The sequence below is a fragment of the Saccharopolyspora sp. ID03-671 genome, from assembly GCF_045278815.1.
In the GTDB taxonomy this organism is placed as follows: domain Bacteria; phylum Actinomycetota; class Actinomycetes; order Mycobacteriales; family Pseudonocardiaceae; genus Saccharopolyspora; species Saccharopolyspora ipomoeae.
In genome coordinates this window covers 2094141-2112968 of the sequence record NZ_CP134054.1, presented here as the reverse complement: position 1 = coordinate 2112968, position 18828 = coordinate 2094141, and the positions used below count along the sequence as shown (strand labels likewise).

At 71.6% G+C, this 18828-nt stretch carries 19 protein-coding genes and 1 pseudogene; 7 read left to right on the top strand and 13 right to left on the bottom strand.

What is annotated here, in order from left to right; genetic code table 11:
• Positions 1–9: 9 nt before the first annotated feature.
• Both REH65_RS09355 and REH65_RS09350 read left to right on the top strand, forming a co-directional pair.
• Positions 10–282: a type II toxin-antitoxin system Phd/YefM family antitoxin gene (locus tag REH65_RS09355; protein WP_406692136.1), complete on the top strand. Its 273-nt coding sequence runs from the start codon at positions 10–12 to the stop codon at positions 280–282.
• Positions 282–683, top strand: coding sequence for a type II toxin-antitoxin system VapC family toxin (locus REH65_RS09350; RefSeq protein WP_406692135.1), 402 nt, complete (start codon positions 282–284; stop codon positions 681–683). Before REH65_RS09355 ends, REH65_RS09350 begins: the two co-directional genes overlap by 1 nt.
• A 62-nt stretch (positions 684–745) precedes the next feature.
• On the opposite strand, the gene REH65_RS09345 is transcribed toward REH65_RS09350, so the two are convergent.
• The 5 genes and pseudogenes from REH65_RS09345 to REH65_RS09325 form a co-directional block, all read right to left on the bottom strand.
• A complete protein-coding gene (locus tag REH65_RS09345) occupies positions 746–2842 on the bottom strand; it encodes a 3-hydroxyacyl-CoA dehydrogenase NAD-binding domain-containing protein (protein ID WP_281457789.1) in 2097 nt (698 codons plus the stop codon).
• Positions 2839–4080 (bottom strand): thiolase family protein, encoded by a 1242-nt coding sequence (locus tag REH65_RS09340; RefSeq protein WP_406692134.1) that lies wholly within the window; start codon positions 4078–4080, stop codon positions 2839–2841. Before REH65_RS09340 ends, REH65_RS09345 begins: the two co-directional genes overlap by 4 nt.
• A gap of 279 nt (positions 4081–4359) precedes the next feature.
• Positions 4360–5615, bottom strand: a pseudogene (locus REH65_RS09335) (HRDC domain-containing protein).
• 99 nt (positions 5616–5714) lie between these two features.
• Positions 5715–6368: a response regulator transcription factor gene (locus REH65_RS09330; RefSeq protein WP_175548076.1), complete on the bottom strand. Its 654-nt coding sequence runs from the start codon at positions 6366–6368 to the stop codon at positions 5715–5717.
• Between the two features lie 494 nt (positions 6369–6862).
• Complete coding sequence (locus tag REH65_RS09325; RefSeq protein ID WP_281457786.1) at positions 6863–7462, bottom strand: DUF3000 domain-containing protein; 600 nt, start codon at positions 7460–7462, stop codon at positions 6863–6865.
• A gap of 198 nt (positions 7463–7660) precedes the next feature.
• Here REH65_RS09325 and hemE point away from each other — a divergent pair, with 198 nt between their 5' ends.
• The 3 genes from hemE to hemQ are packed head-to-tail and all read left to right on the top strand — an operon-like array spanning position 7661 to position 10891.
• Positions 7661–8746 carry a uroporphyrinogen decarboxylase gene (gene hemE, locus REH65_RS09320; protein WP_406692133.1) on the top strand — a complete coding sequence of 362 codons (1086 nt, stop codon included), beginning with the start codon at positions 7661–7663 and terminating at the stop codon, positions 8744–8746.
• Positions 8746–10191 (top strand): protoporphyrinogen oxidase, encoded by a 1446-nt coding sequence (gene hemG / locus REH65_RS09315; protein ID WP_406692132.1) that lies wholly within the window; start codon positions 8746–8748, stop codon positions 10189–10191. Before hemE ends, hemG begins: the two co-directional genes overlap by 1 nt.
• Before the next feature lie 4 nt (positions 10192–10195).
• Positions 10196–10891: a hydrogen peroxide-dependent heme synthase gene (gene hemQ, locus REH65_RS09310; RefSeq protein ID WP_281457783.1), complete on the top strand. Its 696-nt coding sequence runs from the start codon at positions 10196–10198 to the stop codon at positions 10889–10891.
• A 97-nt stretch (positions 10892–10988) separates the two neighbouring features.
• Here hemQ and msrB read toward each other — a convergent pair whose 3' ends face one another.
• Together msrB and REH65_RS09300 are read right to left on the bottom strand one after the other, a co-directional pair.
• Positions 10989–11405, bottom strand: coding sequence for a peptide-methionine (R)-S-oxide reductase MsrB (msrB, locus tag REH65_RS09305; RefSeq protein ID WP_281457782.1), 417 nt, complete (start codon positions 11403–11405; stop codon positions 10989–10991).
• 87 nt (positions 11406–11492) lie between these two features.
• Positions 11493–11792: a hypothetical protein gene (locus REH65_RS09300; RefSeq protein WP_281457781.1), complete on the bottom strand. Its 300-nt coding sequence runs from the start codon at positions 11790–11792 to the stop codon at positions 11493–11495.
• A 135-nt stretch (positions 11793–11927) separates the two neighbouring features.
• Here REH65_RS09300 and REH65_RS09295 point away from each other — a divergent pair, with 135 nt between their 5' ends.
• Complete coding sequence (locus tag REH65_RS09295) at positions 11928–12698, top strand: DUF4389 domain-containing protein (protein ID WP_406692131.1); 771 nt, start codon at positions 11928–11930, stop codon at positions 12696–12698.
• Between the two features lie 275 nt (positions 12699–12973).
• Here the strand turns inward: REH65_RS09295 and REH65_RS09290 are convergent, their stop codons facing one another.
• Positions 12974–14530, bottom strand: a complete 1557-nt coding sequence (locus REH65_RS09290) for an alpha/beta fold hydrolase (protein WP_406692130.1) — start codon at positions 14528–14530, stop codon at positions 12974–12976.
• Positions 14531–14814: 284 nt separating this feature from the next.
• Here REH65_RS09290 and REH65_RS09285 point away from each other — a divergent pair, with 284 nt between their 5' ends.
• On the top strand, positions 14815–15687 hold the full coding sequence (locus tag REH65_RS09285) for an EamA family transporter (protein ID WP_406693130.1): 873 nt from the start codon (positions 14815–14817) through the stop codon (positions 15685–15687).
• On the opposite strand, the gene REH65_RS09280 is transcribed toward REH65_RS09285, so the two are convergent.
• Genes REH65_RS09280 through REH65_RS09260 form a run of 5 tightly spaced genes read right to left on the bottom strand, consistent with a single transcriptional unit; the run spans position 15684 to position 18828 of the window.
• On the bottom strand, positions 15684–15944 hold the full coding sequence (locus REH65_RS09280; protein ID WP_406693129.1) for a ketopantoate reductase C-terminal domain-containing protein: 261 nt from the start codon (positions 15942–15944) through the stop codon (positions 15684–15686). The genes REH65_RS09285 and REH65_RS09280 overlap by 4 nt on opposite strands.
• A complete protein-coding gene (locus REH65_RS09275) occupies positions 15911–16579 on the bottom strand; it encodes a 2-dehydropantoate 2-reductase N-terminal domain-containing protein (RefSeq protein WP_406692129.1) in 669 nt (222 codons plus the stop codon). The genes REH65_RS09280 and REH65_RS09275 overlap by 34 nt, the downstream gene beginning before the upstream one ends.
• Positions 16580–16589: 10 nt before the next feature.
• Positions 16590–17693, bottom strand: a complete 1104-nt coding sequence (locus REH65_RS09270; RefSeq protein ID WP_406692128.1) for an ATP-dependent DNA ligase — start codon at positions 17691–17693, stop codon at positions 16590–16592.
• Complete coding sequence (gene amaP / locus REH65_RS09265; protein ID WP_406692127.1) at positions 17693–18295, bottom strand: alkaline shock response membrane anchor protein AmaP; 603 nt, start codon at positions 18293–18295, stop codon at positions 17693–17695. The genes REH65_RS09270 and amaP overlap by 1 nt, the downstream gene beginning before the upstream one ends.
• Positions 18292–18828, bottom strand: coding sequence for a DUF6286 domain-containing protein (locus REH65_RS09260; RefSeq protein WP_406692126.1), 537 nt, complete (start codon positions 18826–18828; stop codon positions 18292–18294). The genes amaP and REH65_RS09260 overlap by 4 nt, the downstream gene beginning before the upstream one ends.

The following is an 18828-nucleotide window of genomic DNA, read 5'->3' as shown; positions in this document are numbered from 1 at the left end:
TATGGATCCATGAGTGAGGTCCCGGTGCGCCAGTTGAACCAGGAAACATCCAGTGTCCTGGCCAGGGTGAAGCACGGCGAAGAGATCGAAATTACGGAGCGGGGTTCGGTGATCGCTCGCATCGTTCCGGCTGAGCCCCACCCCTTGGCGGACTTGCTGACGTCCGGAAAATTTCGGCCCGCGACTTTGCAGGGGCCGATGCCGCGACCGCGGGGCGCCGTGAACAAGGAAGCCGATGCCGGTGAGCTGATGCGCGAGCTCAGGGACGAGGAACGCTTCTAGTGATCTATCTTGATACTGCAGCGCTCATCAAGCTCGTTCGTCCTGAGCTGGAAAGCGATGCCTTGGGCGATTGGCTTGAGAGTCAGCCCGATGTGCCCCTGGTTGCTTCTGCTCTGGTCGAGGTCGAAATGCCGAGAGCGCTCCGGCGTTGTGCGCCGGAGCTGATGGGGTCGGTACCGGCTGTGATGAAGCGGATCGGTGTGTACGACATCGACGAGGTCGTTCGTGCCACGGCGGCCGCGTATCAGGACGTGATGTTGCGATCCCTCGACGCGATCCACCTCGCTACCGCACATGCGATCTTCGGACCGCATCTCACGGCGTTCGTCACTTACGACCGACGCCTGCACGAGGCGGCTGCGGCGCTTGGTTTGCCGACGGAGCAGCCGGGCGCCGTCTGATCACACAAAAGACCGGGGTCGGCGCCAGTGGCGCCAACCCCGGTCTTGCGGTCGTGCTCGGATCAGGCGGGCAGGGAGGCCACGCCCGGGGCGAGGAACCGCTTGCCGTTGACCCGCTCGGACACGCCCGCGCGGTCCAGGTACGGCGTGATGCCGCCCAGCCAGAACGGCCAGCCCGCGCCCAGGATCATGCACAGGTCGATGTCCTGCGCCTCGGCGACGACGTCCTCGTCGAGCATGATCCGGATCTCCTCGGCCAGCGCGCCGAGCGCGCGGTCGCGGACCTGCTCGCTGGTGGAGGGCGCATCGCCCTGCTTCCACAGCTCGGCGACCTCGGGGTCGACGACCACGTTGCCGGACTCGTCGAACGTCCAGACCGCGGTCTTGCCCGCGTCGACGAACCGCTGCAGGTTGTCGCTGATGCCGAAGCGCTCCGGGAACGCCGCGTGCATGGTGCCGTTGACGTGCTGGGCGACGGCCGGGCCGACCAGCTGCAGCAGCACCATCGGGCTCATCGGCAGACCGAGCTCTTCGAGGGCGTTGTCGGCGACCTCGAAGGGCGTGCCCTCGTCGACCGCGGCGATGACCTCGCCCATGAAGCGCGTCAGCAGCCGGTTCACCACGAACGCCGGAGCGTCCTTGACCAGCACCGAGGACTTCTTCAGCTTCTTGCCGACGCCGAAGGCGGTGGCCAGCGAGGCGTCGTCGGTCTTGTCGCCGCGCACGATCTCCAGCAGCGGCAGCACCGCGACCGGGTTGAAGAAGTGGAAGCCGACGACCCGCTCCGGGTTCTTCAGCTTCGAGGCCATCTCCGTGATCGACAGCGACGAGGTGTTGGTCGCCAGGATCGCCTCGGGGGAGACGTGCTCCTCCAGTTCGGCGAAGACCTTCTGCTTGACCGTCATCTCCTCGAAGACGGCCTCGATGACGAAGTCGGCGTCGGCGAAGGCCTTCTTGTCCAGCTCGCCGGTCACCAGCGCCTTGAGGCGGTTGGTGGCGTCCGGCGACAGGCGGCCCTTGCCGGCGAGCTTGTCGATCTCGCCGTGGATGTAGGCGACGCCCTTGTCGATGCGGGCCTGGTCGATGTCGGTGATGACCACCGGCACCTGCAGGCGGCGCACGAACAGCAGCGCCAGCTGACCGGCCATCAGACCGGCGCCGACCACGCCGACCTTGTTCACCGGGCGGGCCAGGCCCTTGTCCGGCGCACCGGCCGGGCGCTTGGCGCGCTTCTGGGCCAGGTCGAACGAGTACAGCCCGGCGCGCAGCTCGTCGGACATCAGCGCGTCGGTCAGCGCCTCGGTCTCGGCGGCGTAACCGGCGTCGATGTCGTTGTTGCGGGCCAGCTCGATCAGCTCGACGGTCTTGGTGACCGCGGGCGAGGCGCCCTTGGTCTTGGACTCGACGATCTGCTTGGCGCGCGCAACCGCGTCGTCCCAGCCCTGGCCGCGGTCGATCTCCGGGCGCTCGACGGTCTTGTCGCCGTTGACGACGCGGACCAGCCAGCGCAGCGACTCCTCGAGGAAGTCCGCGCCTTCCAGCAGCTCGTCGAAGATGCCCAGCTGCAGGCCCTTCTTCGGGTTGAGCATCTTGTTCTGGCTCAGCGCGTTCTCGATGATCACCGTCACGGCCGCGTCCGGGCCGATCAGGTTCGGCAGCAGCTGCGTGCCGCCCCAGCCCGGGAACAGACCCAGGTAGCACTCCGGGAACGCGATGGCGCCCGCGTTGGAGGCCACGGTCCGGTAGTGGCAGGACAGCGCCAGCTCCAGGCCGCCGCCCAGGGCCGCGCCGTTGACGAAGGCGAACGTCGGGATCGTCGACTCGGTGAGCCGGCGGAACACGTCGTGGCCGGTCTGCGCGATGGCCTGCGCGTGCTCGCGCTGCGACACCTGGCCCACCCCGGTGAGGTCGGCGCCGACGGCGAACACGAACGGCTTGCCGGTGACCGCGATCGCGGCGGGCTCGGCGGCGAACGCCTCGTCCAGCGCGGCGTTCAGGCTGCTCAGACCACCCGGGCCGAAGGTCGACGGCTTGGTGTGGTCGTGGCCGTTGTCGATGGTGATGAGCGCGAGCTTGCCGGTCAGACCGGGAACGTCGACGAGGCGGGTGTACGCCTTGGTCACGACCTCGTCGGGGAACAGCGCCGCGAAGTCAGTCACTGCTCGCCTCCTGCGTTGTAGTTCGGGTTCTCCCAGATGACCGTTCCGCCCATGCCGATGCCGATGCACATGGTGGTGATGCCGTAGCGGACCTCGGGGTGCTCTGCGAAGTGGCGGGACAGCTGCGTCATCAGCCGCACGCCGGAGGAGGCCAGCGGGTGACCGCAGGCGATCGCGCCGCCCCACGGGTTCACCCGCGGGTCGTCGTCGGCGATGCCGAAGTGCTCCAGGAAGGCCAGCACCTGCACGGCGAAGGCCTCGTTGATCTCGAAGAGGCCGATGTCGTCGATCGTGAGACCGGCGCGCTGGAGGGCCTTCTCGGTCGCCGGGACCGGGCCGACGCCCATGACCTCCGGCTCGACGCCGGCGAAGGCGTAGCCGACCAGGCGCATGCCGACCGGCAGGCCGAGCTCCTCGGCGGTCTCCGCGTCGGCCAGCAGGGCACCGGTCGCGCCGTCGTTGAGCCCGGCGGCGTTGCCCGGGGTGACGCGGCCGTGCGGGCGGAACGGGGTCTTGAGACCGGAGAGGGTCTCGACCGTGGTGCCCGGGCGCGGCGGCTCGTCGGTGGTGGCCAGGCCCCAGCCCTCGTCGGAGCGGGTGGCGACCGAGACCAGGTCGGGAGCGATCTTGCCCGCCTGCATCGCCTCGTCGTAGCGCTGCTGGCTCAGGGCCGCGTACGCGTCGGTGCGCTCCTTGGTCAGCGACGGGTAGCGGTCGTGCAGGTTCTCGGCGGTGGAGCCCATGACCAGCGCGGACGGGTCGACGATCTTGTCGGACACGAAGCGCGGGTTGGGGTCGGCGCCCTCGCCCATCGGGTGGTTGCCCATGTGCTCGACGCCGCCCGCGATGACGACGTCGTAGGCGCCGAAGGCGATGCCGCTGGACACGGTGGTCACGGCGGTCATGGCGCCGGCGCACATGCGGTCGATGGCGAAGCCCGGCACGGACTTGGGCAGCCCGGCCAGCAGCGCCGCGGTGCGGCCGATGGTCAGGCCCTGGTCACCAATCTGGGTCGTCGCGGCGATCGCGACCTCGTCGATGCGCTCCGCCGGAAGTTCCGGGTGGCGGCGCAGCAGTTCCCGGATGACCTTGACGACCATGTCGTCCGCGCGCGTCTGGGCGTACTGGCCCTTCGAGCCGGCCTTGCCGAACGGCGTGCGTACGCCGTCGACGAAGACCACGTCCCGAACCGCTGGGCGGCTGCGGCTGTCGGCGGGTGCCGACGCAGGTGCGGCCACGGCGTGCTCCTCACTGGCTTGGTGGATGGTGCTCGGCCGAGGTCCGCGAGAGGCGGCGCCTTACCGGCCGGTAACCGCACTCTAGCGCTTATTACCCACCGGTAACCACGTGCCTGCCCCTGTCGGTTGTCTCACATGCTGACCAGCTCGAACCCGGCGCGGCTGATCTTCCCCGAGGGAGCGCCGGTGCGCTCGGCGAGACATGGGGCGGTTCCAGCCATGATCACCCATGATCGAAGTCCGTTTTGCCCGGTCAATTGTGGCTAGAACCGTCCTCGCTCAGGACTCCTCGTCCGGAACGGCGTGCAGGGCCTTGGAGAATGCCGCCGCGGTGAGGGCGATCTGCCACTCCCGGGCGCCCTTGGAACGCAGCAGCTCGGTCACCGCCTCGACGCGAGGTCCTCTGGAGGCGCCCAGCAGGTGCGCCGCACCAGATCGGGCAGCAGCAGGTTCTCCACCGGCAGCGAGTGCTCCTCGGCGATCGCGTTGAGCGCCGCGCGGGCCGCGGTGAGCCGCGCCGCCGCGGCCGGGTCGCGATCCGACCAGCGGTTGGTCGGCGGAGGCCCGTCGTTCGGCGTCGATGCGGCGGGCAGCTCCTCGTTGCTCAGCCGCCGCGCCGAGCGCAGCGCCTGCAACCACATCGAGGCGCGGCGGCGCTGCTGGCGCCCGCCGAACACCGGCATGGCCACCAGATCGCCCTCGGACTTGGGGTTGGCCTGCGCCGCCAGCACGATCGAGGAGTCCGGCAGCACGCGGCCGGGCGCGATGTCGCGCTCGCGGGCGAATTCGTCCCGGGTCTGCCACAGCGCGCGCACCGCGGCGAGTTGCCGGGGGCTGCGCACCTTGTGGATCCCGGAGGTCCGGCGCCAGGGTTCGGCGCGCGCGGGGGAGCGGGCGGCGGCGGTGCGGACGGCCTCGAACTCCTCGAAGGCCCAGTCCAACTTGCCCTGCCGCTGGAGCTCGTCGTGCATCTCGTCGCGCAGCGCGACCAGCAGCTCCACGTCGAGAGCCGCGTAGACCAGCCAGTCCTCGGGCAGCGGCCGTCTTGACCAGTCGGCGGCGCTGTGACCCTTCTCCAGCCGGTAGCCGAGCATGCGCTCCACCAGCGCGCCCAGCGAGACCCGGTCGAAACCGGCCAGCCTGCCGGCGAGTTCGGTGTCGAACAGCTTCGAGGGGTGCAGGTCGAGTTCGGCCAGGCACGGCAGGTCCTGGGATGCGGCGTGCAACACCCATTCGGTGTCGGCCAGGGCCGGGACCAAGGGGTCGAGCGCGCCCTTGAGAGCGATCGGGTCCACCAGAGCGGTTCCCGATCCCTCGCGACGCAGCTGCACCAGGTAGGCGCGCTGCGAGTAGCGGTAACCCGAGGCGCGCTCGGTGTCCACCGCGACCGGCCCGGTGCCTGCGGCCAGCGCTTTCGCGGCCGCTTCCAGCGCGGCCGGGGTGTCCACCACCGGCGGCACGCCGTCGGCGGGTTCGGTCAACAACACCGGCTCCGGGCGGCCGGATCCGACGGTCTCGGGGCTTGCAGCTTCCACGGCTAACAGACCTTACGTGCTTTGGCCCGCGTCGTGTGGCTGGTCCGCCCGACGTTCTCGGGTCCGGCCGCACCGGTGCTGGTGTTCGTCAGCGATCCGTCACCGGATCACGCCGGCGCGCATGGCCAACGCGACCATCTGCGCTCGGTCGCCCGTGCCCAGCTTGCGCCCGATCCGCGACAGGTGAGACTTCACCGTGAGCGCGGACAGGTTCAGGGCCTCGCCGATCTCCTTGTTGGACCGGCCGTCGGCCACCAACTGGAGAACTTCGACCTCACGCCCGGACAGCTCGCGAGGTGTGTTGTCCGTTCCCGGCACGCGGGTACCGGCGGCGAGCACCGGAGCCACGCTGGGATCGGCGTACACACCGCCGTCGAGCACGCGGCGCACGCCGTCGGTGACCACCATGGGCGAGGCCGACTTCAGCAGGTACGCCTGAGCGCCTGCTTGGAAGGCGGCCCGGACCGCATAGGGGTCATCGGACGAAGCGAGCACCACGATCCGCGGCCAGCCCTGGCTCCGGAGTTCGGTAACCAGTTCGATGCCGGTCCCGTCCGGGAGCCCGAGATCGAGGATTGCGAGGTCGCACGGACCGGTCGCCAGGGCGCGAGCCCTGGCTTCGGCCATGGATGCGGCCTCGTGCACCGTGCCGGCGCCCATCTGCAGCAGCCGAGCGGCGATCGCCTCTCGGAGCAGCGGATGGTCATCCACCACGAGCACCGTGAACAGCTCTTCCCGCGGGTGCGGGACCATGTTGGCCGGCAAAGCGCCGGCAGGCGTGGTTCGAGCGGCCTGACCTAAGCCGACGGCAGCCACGTCACTACCTCCCTGGAGTCGGTCGTGCCCCCCGACCGGCACCGGGACTCTCGACCAATCAGCCGCGCCACTGATCGACCGAAAGTGGTGTCGTCGGGGTGAGCGTAACCGCCCAAGCGGGTCAGCGGGACGATCAATCGGGTATCTATCCCGATCGAGTTGTGACGACACCATACTTTTGTCGCACTTTCGGGTGACTCAGAGCGACGGCCGTAACGGCGGAGCGTGGCCATGCGACATATTTCGAATGCGCATGGTGAAAATCTTGCACCGACAAGCACTTCGAAGAAGCCGAACGAACTTCGCGAATGAAAATCGGACATCGGCGTGTCGCGCTTCGGCGTGTCGGATTCGAGGGGGTGCGGGAGGGTCGCGGGCCGAACGCTACGCGCTGCGGCGACCCGCCGCAGCCGATGATCGGGCGACCTCGATCAGTCCTGGCGGACTGCGCCGTTCGGGCGCCTGCCGAGCAGTGCAACCCCTTCCGGCGGAAGACCCGCCGCGCTGGCCATGAGTTCGTGGAACGCCTCCGCGTGCGGCCGGAGGTCGATGTCGCCGTCGCCGAACACCGAGGGTGTCGGAGTCCAGGAGCCGCGCAGCTCCAGGTCGTGGCTGCGGGACGGGCCCGCGATGTCGCCGAACCGGGCCGAGGAGGTGAGGGTGACCGTGCCGCCCAGGGCGGTGAAGTGCGCTCCCGCGTTCTCCAGCGCGTCGGTGAGCCACGACCAGCCCACCGCCGGCAGCAGCGGATCGTCGGCGACCTCGGGATCGAGTTCGGCCTTGAGGTAGACCACCAGTCGCAGCACGCCGTCCCAGGCGTCCTGGCCCTCCGGGTCGTGGAGCAGCACGAAGCGCGCCGTCGCCAGCTCGCCCGCCGGTCCGTTCGCCTCCGCGGCCAGCGCGTGGGCCCACGGGGCCAGGCGCTTGGGTGGACCGACCTCGCCGAGCTCGATCTCGGCACGCGGCTGAGGCGACGTCAACGCGGCAACCGCCTGCCGGAAAACTTCGGGCGCTGCCGACATCTCCGTCACGGCGACGACTCTAGATGCCGCCCGCCGCGCGTGGGCGGAGGCGCGCCGTGGAGGACGGCGGGCGCTTGGAGTGGGAGCGCGGACGCCGTGCGAAGATTGTCTGCGCCAGCCCGGCCGTCCGTCGTGGCAGATCCGCTCCAAGACCGCCCGCAGACCGCACCGGGATCCGACGATTCGACGTACGGACACCGACCTTCGATGACGAACTCCGCACCGGTCTCCACTCGCCGGGACCTCGCCGACGCCCCTCTGCTCGTGGCCGCTCGCGGCGGACAGCCCCGGCACACGCCGGTCTGGTTCATGCGGCAGGCCGGGCGGTCGCTGCCCGAGTACCGCAGGGCCCGCGAGGGCACCCCGATGCTGCAGGCCTGCCTGACGCCGGACCTGGTCAGCGAGATCACCCTGCAGCCGGTCCGCAGGCACGGCGTGGACGCGGCGATCCTGTTCAGCGACATCGTGCTGCCGCTCTACGCGGCGGGCGTCGGGCTCGACATCGTGGCCGGGACCGGTCCGGTGGTGAGCAACCCGATCGAGGGCCCCGCCGACGTCAGCGCGCTGCCGTCGCTGGACGCCGGTCAGGTCGAGCCGGTCGCCGAGGCGGTGCGCCTGCTGGTCTCCGAGCTGGGCAGCACGCCGCTGATCGGGTTCGCCGGGGCGCCTTTCACGCTGGCCTCCTACCTCGTCGAGGGCGGGCCGAGCCGCAACCACGAGCGCACCAAGGCGCTGATGCACTCCGACCCGAAGACCTGGCACGCGCTGCTGGAGAAGCTGGCCGACACCACGCTGGAGTTCCTGCGGGTCCAGGTCGGTGCCGGGGTCGACGCGATCCAGCTGTTCGACTCGTGGGCGGGCGCGCTCTCGCTGCGCGACTACCGCGAGTTCGTGCTGCCGCACAGCCGCCGCATCTTCGAGGGCGTCGCCGAGCTCTCCGACATCCCCAAGATCCACTTCGGGGTCGGCACCGGTGAGCTGCTCGGCGCGATGCGCACCGCCGGACCCGACGTGGTCGGCGTCGACTGGCGCGTGCCGCTGGACACCGCCGTCGCCCGCCTGGGCGCCGCCGAACCGGAATCCGCGAAGCCCGTCGTGCAGGGCAACCTCGACCCGGCCGTGCTGTTCGCGGGCTGGGACGCCGTCGAGCGCGAGGTGCACCGCATCCTCGCCGAGGGCCGCGAGGCCGGCGGGCACATCTTCAACCTCGGTCACGGCGTGCTGCCGACCACGGACCCGGAGATCCTGACCCGGGTCGTCGAGCTGGTGCACACCACGACCGCCCAGCGCTGATGGCCCGCCGCGTCGCGGTCGTCGGCGGCGGTGCCGCCGGGCTGGCGGCCGCCCACCGGCTGCGCCGGGAGCTGGGGCCCGAGGCCGAGATCGTGCTGCTGGAGCAGACGTCCCGGCTGGGCGGCAAGCTGCGCACGGTCGAGCTCGCCGGTCGCGGCTACGACCTGGGCGCCGAGGCGTTCCTGGCCCGGCGGCCCGAGGTGCTGGACCTGGCCGAGGAGCTGGGCGTGCGCGCCGACGTCGTGCACCCGGCCCGCGCGGCCGCGACGGTGCGCGCCGGTGGCCGGACCCAGCGGTTGCCCGGCGGGACCGTGATGGGCGTGCCCGCCGAGGCCGAGTCGATCGCCGGAGTCCTCTCCGAGGATGGGATCGCCGCGGTGCGGGCGGAATCCGGCATGCCGCCGATCGAGCTCGGCGACGCCGACATCTCCGTCGGCGACTTGCTGCGCGCCCGGGTCGGCGACGAGGTCGTCGACCGGCTGGTGGAGCCGCTGCTCGGCGGCGTCTACGCGGGCGACGCGAACCGGCTGAGCCTGCGCGCCACGATCCCGGCGCTGGCCAAGGCCCTCGACGACGGAGCCGGATGGGTCACCGAGGCCGCGCGCTCGTCCCTCCCGGCGCCCAAACCCGGTGCGCCGCAACCCGTTTTCGGCGCGTTCCGGAACGGGTACCGGGAGCTCCTGGACCGGCTGGTGCTCGCCGCCGACGCCGAGGTGCGGCTGGGCCTCCCGGTCCGCGCGCTCGCGCGCAACGCCGAGGGCTGGCGGCTGGAGATCGGGTCGGCGCCCGCGCCGGAGCACCTCGACGTCGACGCCGTCGTGCTCGCGGTCCCCGCCCCGGCGGCGCGAAAACTGCTGCAGGGGCCCGTTCCCGCGGCGTCGGCGAAGCTCGCCGAGATCGAGCTGGCGTCGATGGTCGTGGTCGGCCTCGCCCTGCCGCCCGGCACCGAACTGCCCGAGCGCGACGGCACCCCGGCCTCGGGAACGCTGATCGCGCGCGGCGAGCGGCACGACGGCGGAACCCCGTTCACGGCCAAGGCCTTCACCTACTCCAGTGCCAAGTGGGAGCACCTGCGCGGGGCCGGGGGAGAGGTGCTGGTGCGCGGGTCGGTCGGCCGCTTCGGCGTGACCGAAGACCTGCGCCTGGACGACGAGGAGCTGCTGCGCCGGGTCCGCGCGGACCTGGCCGAGCTGACCGGCATCACCGCCGAGCCGGTGGAGTCCGCGGTGCTGCGCTGGGGCGGCGGTGTGCCGCAGTACGGCGTCGGGCACCTGGACCTGGTCGCCGACGTGGAACGCGAGGTCGCCGCTGTTCCCGGGCTGGCGATCGCCGGGGCCGCGCTGCACGGCGTCGGCGTTCCGGCGTGCGTGGCGACCGGCGAGGCGGCAGCGACCAGCATCACGCGGGACCTGCTGCAGCCCGGCCCCCGAGAAGTGGGACGATGAGCTCATGGCGCGGCTGAATTACGACGAGCTCAACGACACCATCCGCTACACCATGTGGTCGGTCTTCCGGATCGAGCAGGGGACCCTGCCCGAGGACCGGGACAAGGCCGCGCAGGTGACCCGGGAGTACCTGGAGTCGCTGGCCGAGTCCGGTGTCGTGGTGCGCGGCGTCTACGACGTCTCGGGGCTGCGCGCCGACGCGGACTTCATGATCTGGTGGCACGCCGAGGACGTCGAGGCCGTCCAGGCCGCCTACACCGGCTTCCGCCGCGAGACCCCGCTCGGCCAGTCCTCCGAGCCGGTCTGGAGCAACGTGGCGCTGCACCGGCCCGCGGAGTTCAACAAGAGCCACATCCCGGCGTTCCTGGCCGGTGAGGACCCCAAGAAGTACATCTGCGTGTACCCGTTCGTGCGGTCCTACGAGTGGTACCTGCTGCCCGACGACGAGCGCCGCAAGATGCTCGCCGACCACGGCAAGGAGGCCCGCGACTACCCGGACGTGCGCGCCAACACCGTCGCCTCGTTCGCGCTGGGCGACTACGAGTGGATGCTCGCGTTCGAGGCCGACGAGCTGCACCGCATCGTCGACCTGATGCGCCACCTCCGCGCCACCGAGGCCCGCCTCCACGTGCGCGAGGAGGTCCCCTTCTACACGGGCCACCGGGTCGAGGTCACCGACCTCGTCACCCGTCTTCCCTGAGGTCGGACGGAAGCACCCCGAAGGCCCAGTGCTCAGAAGGCCCAGTGCTAAAGAAGGCCCAGCGCTCCACGAGTGCTGGGCCTTCTCGCGTCGCCGGTCAGCTCTCGACGAGGCGGACCGCGATCGAGTTGATGCAGTAGCGCTGGTCGGTGGGGGTGGGGAAGCCCTCGCCGGTGAAGACGTGGCCGAGGTGGCCGTGGCAGGAGGCGCACAGGACCTCCGTGCGGACCATGCCCATGCTGCGGTCCTCGCGGAGGATCACCGCGTCGGAGTCGGTCGGGTCGTAGAACGACGGCCAGCCGCAGTGCGATTCGAACTTCGTCTCGCTGCGGAACAGCTCCGCGCCGCAGCCCCGGCACTCGTACACGCCGGTGGTCTTGGTGTCGACGTACTCGCCCACCCACGCCGGCTCGGTGGCCGCCTGGCGCAGCACCGCGTACTCGTTCGGGGTGAGCTGCTCCTGCCACTCCTGCTCGCTCTTGGTGACCTGGGGAGTGCCTGCAACCGGATCCATGCTTCCACGCTAATGCGATCGAAGATCGATTGCTAAGTCGCCCGTCCTCATCGAGGCCCACGCCACGATCAACCCGGGTCGCCCGGCTCAGGAGGAACCGAAGAACACCCCGAGCATGTAGACCAGCGCGTTCCACACCGTGAACAGCACGCCGAACAGGATCAGCACCACGACCGACACCGCCAGCAGCCTGCGGTGGCCGCCGGTGCGGTTGGCGCTCTGGGCGAACTCGTCCACCCCGCGCAGCATGCCCTCCACGGTCGCCTCGGAGTGCGGGCGATCCATCCGCGCGCGGTGCTCGGCGAACGCCCGGACCTCCGGGTCCTCGTGGTCGAGGTCCGCCAGGTCGCCGAAGCGTGCGGTGTCGTCCGGTTCGCGGCGCTGCATCGGCTCACCGTATCGCCTGCTCGGGACGAGCGGAATCGTCACGTTCACCGGATGGGGTGTGTCGGAACCATTCGTCGTCGACCTCCGTCGCCTACTCTCGGAAGAATCCACAATGGATCGAATGAGAGGGTGTTGATGAGCGAGTCAGCCGGGGTCGCCGACGGTCGGTTCCTGCCGGAAATGCAGATCACGCACCCGGAACGGCAGCGCCGCTGGACCGTGCTGCTGCGGTTCCTGCTGCTGATCCCGCACTTCATCGTGCTGTGGGCGCTGGGCATCGCGGCCGCCGTCGTGGCGTTCATCGGCTGGTTCGCGGCGCTCGTCCTGGGGCGGCTGCCCGAGTGGATCTCCGGTTTCCTCACCCTCTACATCACGTACAGCATCCGGGTGAACGCCTCCGCGTGGCTGCTGGTGGACCGGTACCCGCCGTTCGTCGTCGGCGACCCGCAGTTCCCCGTCGACGTCGAGATCCGGCCCGGTCGGCTCAACCGGTGGGCGGTGCTGTTCCGGTTCATCCTGATCATCCCGGTGGGGATCGTGACCGCCGTTCTCACCTACGGCTGGGGCGTGCTGGCGTTCTTCCTGTGGCTGATCGTCCTGATCACGGGCCGGACCCCGCGCCCGATCTTCGACGCCTCGGCCGCCGCGCTGCGCTACATGCTGCGCACCAACGCCTACACCTACATGCTCACCGGCGCGTACCCGAAGAAGTTGTTCGGCGACGCCCGCGAGGAGGGCGAACCGGCGAAGGTCTCGTCCGGCACCCGGCCGCTGGTGATGTCGCAGGGCGGCCGGATCCTGCTGATCGCGTTCCTCGTGCTCGGCGTGCTCACGGCGGTCGGCAACGGCGCGGTGACCGCCACCCAGACGCCACCGACGGAGTACCAGTACGACTACGCCGGCTGAGCGAACCCGACGGCGTCGCGGTCACCGACCGCAGCCGCCGGGTTCCGCTCGTCGGGCGACGTCGTGTCGCTCTAGCAGCGGTGTTCTGCCCGCTGGAGCGGCGAGGAACATCGACAGGTGCTGGTATCCCACACCGATCGGAGGTCGGGAATGGTCCGCACCGATGCACCCCACCAGGGCGGGTGCAGCTGCTGCAGCAGCTGCAGCGGCCCCTCCTGTGGCTGCTGCTCCAGCTGCGGCTGAAGCGGCGGTGGCTTGCCCGGGGTGTTGCGGGATCACTCCGGGCAGGCCATGCCTTCGGTGGGCACGACGCCCTGGACCAGGAACCGGCTGACCGCGTCGGTCACGCACGACGAGCGCGCGATCGCTCCGTGCCCGGCGCCCTGCCAGCGCATCGCCACCCCGGTCGGCAGCTCGGCGGCCAGGTGATCGGTGCCCAGCGCCAGCGACCTCGGATCGTGCGCCGTGGTGATCACCGGGATCGGTGGGAGGTCCGCGCGGCGCGGTGACGGCAGCGGCTGCTGCGGCACCGGCCACGACCCGCACCACACCACCCGCTGCGCCGCGATCCCGCCGAACAGCGGGAAGCGCCCCACCCAGTCCTGCGCCAGCTCGCTGCTGCGCTGCGGCGGCACGCGCAACGTCGTGTCGTTGCAGCTGGTGATGAGGTCGCCGTCGAACCACGGCGGGTTCACGCCCTGCGGTGTCACCAGCGGCGCGGAGAGCTCCGCGAGCCGGGTGCCGTCGCCCCGGGTCCCCGCCGCCAGCGCGTCCGCCAGCGCGGGCCAGGCGTTGCGGTCCGCCAGGGCCTGCAGCAGAGCCCGGGTGACGCGCCCCGCCGGAACCGAGGTGCCCGGCGCGGGCAGCGGTGCGGTGCGGGCGCGCTCCACGAGATCGGTGACCGCCTGGCGCGGGTTCGGGCCCAGCGGGCATCCTCGGCTCGCGCAGTCGTTCGCGAAGACGTCGAAGGTCTGCTCGGCGGCCTGCGCTTGGTACTCGGCCTGGCCCATCGAATCCCGGGTCGGGTCCGGGGCACCGTCGATCACGAAGCGGCCCACCGAGTTCGGGTAGCGCTCGGCGTAGGTGGTCAGCAGCCGCCCGGCCTCGCCGCGACCGATCGCGTGCAGCCTCGGCACGCCCAGCTCCAGGCGCAGTTCCTCCAGATCGGAGGCGGTGCGCCAGGTGTCGTAGGCCTGCAGCCGCTCGTCCAGCTTGAGCAGGCACTCCTGGCTTGCCTTGAGCACCGAATCCAGCAGCTGGTCCAGCTGCGCGCGCTCGGTGGCTCGCGGGTCGAAGCCCATCACCTGCTCGCGCTGCTGCGGCGGCACGCAGTCGGCCGGCTCCGACTCGCCGGTCCCGCGCCGGTCCATGCCCACGATGTCGAAGGTGTTGCGGATCTCCGGCGGGAGCTGGGTGGCCAGCCGCGCCGCGAACGTCGTCCCCGGCTCGCCGCCCACGTCACCGACCACGACCAGCGGCACCTTGCCCGCGCCCGTGCGGATCAGCGAGTTGCGCGCGGTGCCCCGCTCGGGAGCCTCCGGCGCATCGAGCGTCGAGAGCAGGCGCGCGCAGGAGAACGTCATGCCCGGCGGCAGCGCGCCGAGCTCGGTCCGGGTCTGGTCGGTGCAGTCCTGCCAGCTCAGCGAGTCGCTGGGGGCCGACCCCAGCGGCGGCACCGGCTGCGGCTTCGGGGGCTGCGGCGCGGGCGCGATCTGCTGCTCGCTGTCGTGGTAGGCGACCGCGGGGCGTTGCGAGGGCCCGACCGAACAACCGGCGACCAGCAGCAGCAACGGCAGCAGCGCGGCCCAGGCCCGGTTGATGCAGCGAGGCACGGGAACTCCTAGAAAGCTGTGTTGTGGTCACCTGGCTCGGCGGCCGCAGCCACCTCATGTTCAACACGGGGACGGACTCCCCGCGAAGCATCCCATGATCGGCGTGTGGCCCTGGTGAGGGGACGTTCCGGCCCGCGACCCGGGGTGGTGAAGGTGACCTCCGATGCGGGTTCTGGTGGGTCGTTCGCTGGGTTAACGTGCTCGGGGTTGTTCTTTAGCCGTGAAGGAGCGTTGTGCAGGTCGCCTGGGGACCGGGGGAGGAACGGCGGTTCAGCGCGAGCCGGATGTCGGCCGCTGCGCTGGGGGCGGTGCCTCCGCCGATGCTGGTGCTGGTGGGGGTGATCAGCGTCCAGGTCGGGGCCGCCTTCGCCAAGCAGCTGTTCAGCGTGGCCGGAGCGTCCGGGGTGGTGACGCTGCGGCTGGTGTTCGCCGCGGTGATCCTGCTGGCCGTCTTCCGCCCCGCGCTGCGGATGGACTGGCCGACGCTGCGGGTCGTCATCGGCTACGGCGCGGTGCTGGCCGGCATGAACATGTGCATCTACCAGTCGTTCGAGCGGATCCCGCTCGGTGCGGCGGTGACCATCGAGTTCCTGGGGCCGCTGGCGGTGGCGCTGTTCGGCTCGCACCGCAAGCTCGACGTCGTGTGGGCGCTGCTCGCCGGGACCGGCGTGTTCCTGCTGTCCCGAGTCGAGGGCGGGCTCGACTGGATCGGCGTCGCGTTCGCCCTGGCGGCGGGTGCCTGCTGGGCCGGCTACATCCTGCTGGGCGCCAAGCTCGGCAGCCGCACCACCGGGACCTCCGGGCTGGCGCTGGCGATGGGCTTCGGCGCGCTGATCGCGATCCCGATCGGCGCCGTCGACTCCGGTCCAGCGCTGCTGAGCCCGACGGTGCTGCTCATCGGCCTGCTGGTGGCGCTGATGTCCTCGGTGGTGCCCTACACGCTGGAGCTGGAGGCGCTGCGCCGGATGCCGCCGCGCGTGTTCGGCATCCTCATGAGCACCGAACCCGCCGTCGCCGCGCTGGCGGGCCTGGTGGTTCTCGGCGAGCTGCTGACAGGCTGGCAGTGGCTCGCCATCTGCTGCGTGGTCATCGCCTCCGTCGGCTCGGTCGCCACCGCCCGCACCACCCCCGGGGCCAGCGATCCGCCCGCCAACTAGACGCCAGGGATCGGAGCGGGCTTGATCGCGCGGAGGAGCGTCAGCAGGGTGCGGTTGAGCGGGACCGGGATGCCGTGGCGGTCGGCGGCGTTCACGAGGGCGCCGGTGATGTGCTCGTGCTCCAGCGGGAGGCCGGCGATCCGGTCGTAGAGCATCGAGGTCCCGTTGGTCGGGGGCATCCGGGCGGTGTAGTCGGCGAGGACCTTGTCCGCGTCCTGCTGGGTCAGCGACGCGCCCTCGGCCCGGGCGACCGCGATCGCCTCCGCGAGGATCCCGGCGCACAGCTCCGCACGTCGTCGTCGGCGAGCACGTCCAGGCGGCGCAGGGTCAGCGCCGTGATCGGGTTCGGGGCCACGTTGGTGAGCATCTTGCGCCACGCCGCGGTGTGGAAGTCGTCGGTCGGCCGCAGCTTCACCGCGGACCCCTCCAGCAGCGCCACGAAGCGCGACCCGAGCTCACCGCCCTCGACCTGCATGGTCGTGGGGGAGCGGCGCACGACGCGGCCGGGACCGGTGCGCTCGGCGCCGACGTAGATCAGGGCGGGCAGCACCGGTGCCCGCACCCCGAGCTCGGCGACCGACTCGCGGTGGGCGACGCCGTTCTGCACCACCACCAGCGGCGTGCTGCCGTCGTCGAGCTTGTTCAGCCACGGCGCGGTGCCGGGCACGTCGTGGACCTTGGTGGTGAGCACGATCCAGTCGCACTCGCCGACCGCGCCGGGGTCGGTGGCGACCTCCACCGGGATCTCGGACGTCCCCTCGGGCGCGTCCAGCACCAGCCGCTCGAACGGGGTGCGCACGCACATCGTCACCTCGTGGCCCGCGGCGTGCGCCGCTTCGGCGATCACGCCGCCGATGCCACCCGAACCGATCACCGCAATCCGTTGTGCCACGAGCCGGAGGTTACCGGCCCGAACGATCCGTCCGGTGCGCGGAACCGAACAGCACCGAGTCGAGGTCGTAGCGCGCCGGTTCCTCCAGCTGGGCGTAGTCGCAGGAGCCCGGATCGCGGTCGGGCCGCCAGCGCACGAACTGCGCGGTGTGCCGGAACCGGGCCGGGACCCCGCCCTCGGTGTGGTCGTAGGAGACCTCCACGACCCGCTCCGGGCGCAGCGGCACCCACGGCTGCTCGGTGCTGTTCCAGCGGTTCACCGAACCCGGGAGCCGCCGCCCGGTGGCGTTCTCGCCGACCCACGGGTGCTCGCCCTCGGTGATGAGCTCGGCGAGCTCACCGGCCAGCTCGCGCCGCCGCGCGGCGGGGAAGGCCCCGACGACGCCGACGTGGTGCAGCACCCCGCGCTCGTCGTGCAACCCCAGCTGCAGCGAGCCGACGGCGGTGCCGGGTTCGGTGTTGGCGTGCCAGCGGAGCCCGGCGACCACGCAGTCGGCGGTGCGCGAGTGCTTGATCTTGAGCATGGTCCGCTTGCCCGGCACGTAGGCGCCGTCGAGCGGCTTGGCGACGACCCCGTCCAGCCCGGCGCCCTCGAACAGCCGGAACCACTCCTCGGCCAGCTCCGGGTCCTCGGTGGCCGGTGTCGTGCGCAGCCCCGACCGGTCCAGGCCGAGGTCGGTCAGCAGCTCGCGGCGCTCCGACTGCGGCGAGGCGGTGAGGTCCTGGTCGTCCAGGGCCAGCAGGTCGAAGGCGATGAACGTGGCCGGGGTGCGCTCGGCGAGGGTGTTGACCCTGCTGGCGGCCGGGTGGATGCGCTCGCTGAGCAGGTCCCAGTCGAGCCGGTCGCCCTCGTCGTCGCGGCGGATCACCACCAGCTCGCCGTCGAGCACCGCGGGGCGCTCCAGCTGCTCCGCCAGCGTCGACCGCACCTCCGGGAAGTAGCGCTCCAGCCCGCGCCCGGTGCGCGACTGCAGCAGCGGCGGCGATCCCGGTTCGACGAAGGCCAGGCAGCGGAAGCCGTCCCACTTCGGTTCGAACAGCAGGCCGTCGCGGTGCGGGACGCCGTCGACCGGGCTGGCCAGCATCGGTTTCACCGGCGGCTGCAGCGGCAGCATCAGCGCACCCGCTGCTTGGGTCCCCGGTCGAGGCGCAACCGGATCGCGGTGGGCAGGGTCTCGCGGCCCAGCGCCTGGCGGGCGCGGGCGAGGACCTTCTCGTCCAGCTCCTCCCACACGTGCCGGACGTTGGTGCCCTCCTTCAGCGACAGCGTCAGGCGCAGCGACGGCGACCGGTCCGTCCCGGCCATCCGCACCCGCGCCCGCGTGACGCCCGAGACCTGCTCGGCGTCGGTGCGCACGGCGTTGGCCAGCGCGCCCGCGGTGACGTTCAGGTCGCCGGCGTCGGCGTGCTCCAGGCGCACGTCCGGCCGCTGCTCGGGGCGCAACGCGCGCACCACCCACCACAGGCCGATCACGAACAGCATCACCCCGGCGACCAGTCCGATCACCCCGGCCAGCTGCGCGTGATCCGCCAGCCACTGCGCCAGCAGCGGGTCCGCCACCGGCCGCCGGGCGCGGAACACGCCCAGCGCGCCGGAACCGACCACGATCGCCGCCGCGCCCGCCAGCAGCGACAGCACGCCCAGCAGGACCACGGCGCCGCGCTCGAACGCGGCGCTGCGACCGATCGGCGTGCTGCTCGGCTTGATCTCGGTCATCGGCGCTCCTTGGGCGCGGTCACCGACACCAGCACCTTCGGCGTGCTCGGCAGCGGCAGGTCGGCGACCGCGTGCTCAGCGGTGGACGTCAGCCGTTCCCGCAGGTCACCGGATTCGTGGAAGCGCGCGGCGGCCTTGACCCGCACCCGCTTGGAGCCCGCCGTGACGGTCGCTCCCGCGACACCGTCCTGGTCGCGGACCTGGTGGCCGACCAGCCGCGCCAGCGAGCGCCGGTCCGTGGTCACCGTGACCTCCGGCGCCGGGTCGTGCAGTCGCAGCTCGCGGTGGCCCGAGGCGATCGCGGCGATCAGCAGCACCACGCCGAGCACGACGAGCGCGATCGCGACGATCCGCACCGGCGCGTCGTCCCACGAGAACCCGCTCAGCGCATCGCGCACCGCCGCGGGACCCACGATCAGCCCGCGCGCGCCGGGCCGGATCAGCGACCACGCCGACTCGACGGTCAGCAGCACCCCGACCGCGGCCCCGACGACCCCGGCGACGGCGGTGATCAGTCTTACGAACAGGCGCAT

Bases quoted from the DNA above. Each gene is read 5' to 3' on its own strand.
- REH65_RS09330 (WP_175548076.1), bottom strand. From the start codon at position 6,368: ATGGTCCCGCACCCGCGGGAAGAGCTGTTCACGGTGCTCGTGGTGGAT.
- amaP (WP_406692127.1), bottom strand. From the start codon at position 18,295: ATGACCGAGATCAAGCCGAGCAGCACGCCGATCGGTCGCAGCGCCGCG.
- REH65_RS09270 (WP_406692128.1), bottom strand. From the start codon at position 17,693: ATGCTGCCGCTGCAGCCGCCGGTGAAACCGATGCTGGCCAGCCCGGTC.
- REH65_RS09295 (WP_406692131.1), top strand. From the start codon at position 11,928: ATGAGCGAGTCAGCCGGGGTCGCCGACGGTCGGTTCCTGCCGGAAATG.
- REH65_RS09300 (WP_281457781.1), bottom strand. From the start codon at position 11,792: ATGCAGCGCCGCGAACCGGACGACACCGCACGCTTCGGCGACCTGGCG.
- hemG (WP_406692132.1), top strand. From the start codon at position 8,746: ATGGCCCGCCGCGTCGCGGTCGTCGGCGGCGGTGCCGCCGGGCTGGCG.
- REH65_RS09260 (WP_406692126.1), bottom strand. From the start codon at position 18,828: ATGCGCCTGTTCGTAAGACTGATCACCGCCGTCGCCGGGGTCGTCGGG.
- REH65_RS09355 (WP_406692136.1), top strand. From the start codon at position 10: ATGAGTGAGGTCCCGGTGCGCCAGTTGAACCAGGAAACATCCAGTGTC.
- msrB (WP_281457782.1), bottom strand. From the start codon at position 11,405: ATGGATCCGGTTGCAGGCACTCCCCAGGTCACCAAGAGCGAGCAGGAG.
- hemE (WP_406692133.1), top strand. From the start codon at position 7,661: ATGACGAACTCCGCACCGGTCTCCACTCGCCGGGACCTCGCCGACGCC.
- hemQ (WP_281457783.1), top strand. From the start codon at position 10,196: ATGGCGCGGCTGAATTACGACGAGCTCAACGACACCATCCGCTACACC.
- REH65_RS09285 (WP_406693130.1), top strand. From the start codon at position 14,815: ATGTCGGCCGCTGCGCTGGGGGCGGTGCCTCCGCCGATGCTGGTGCTG.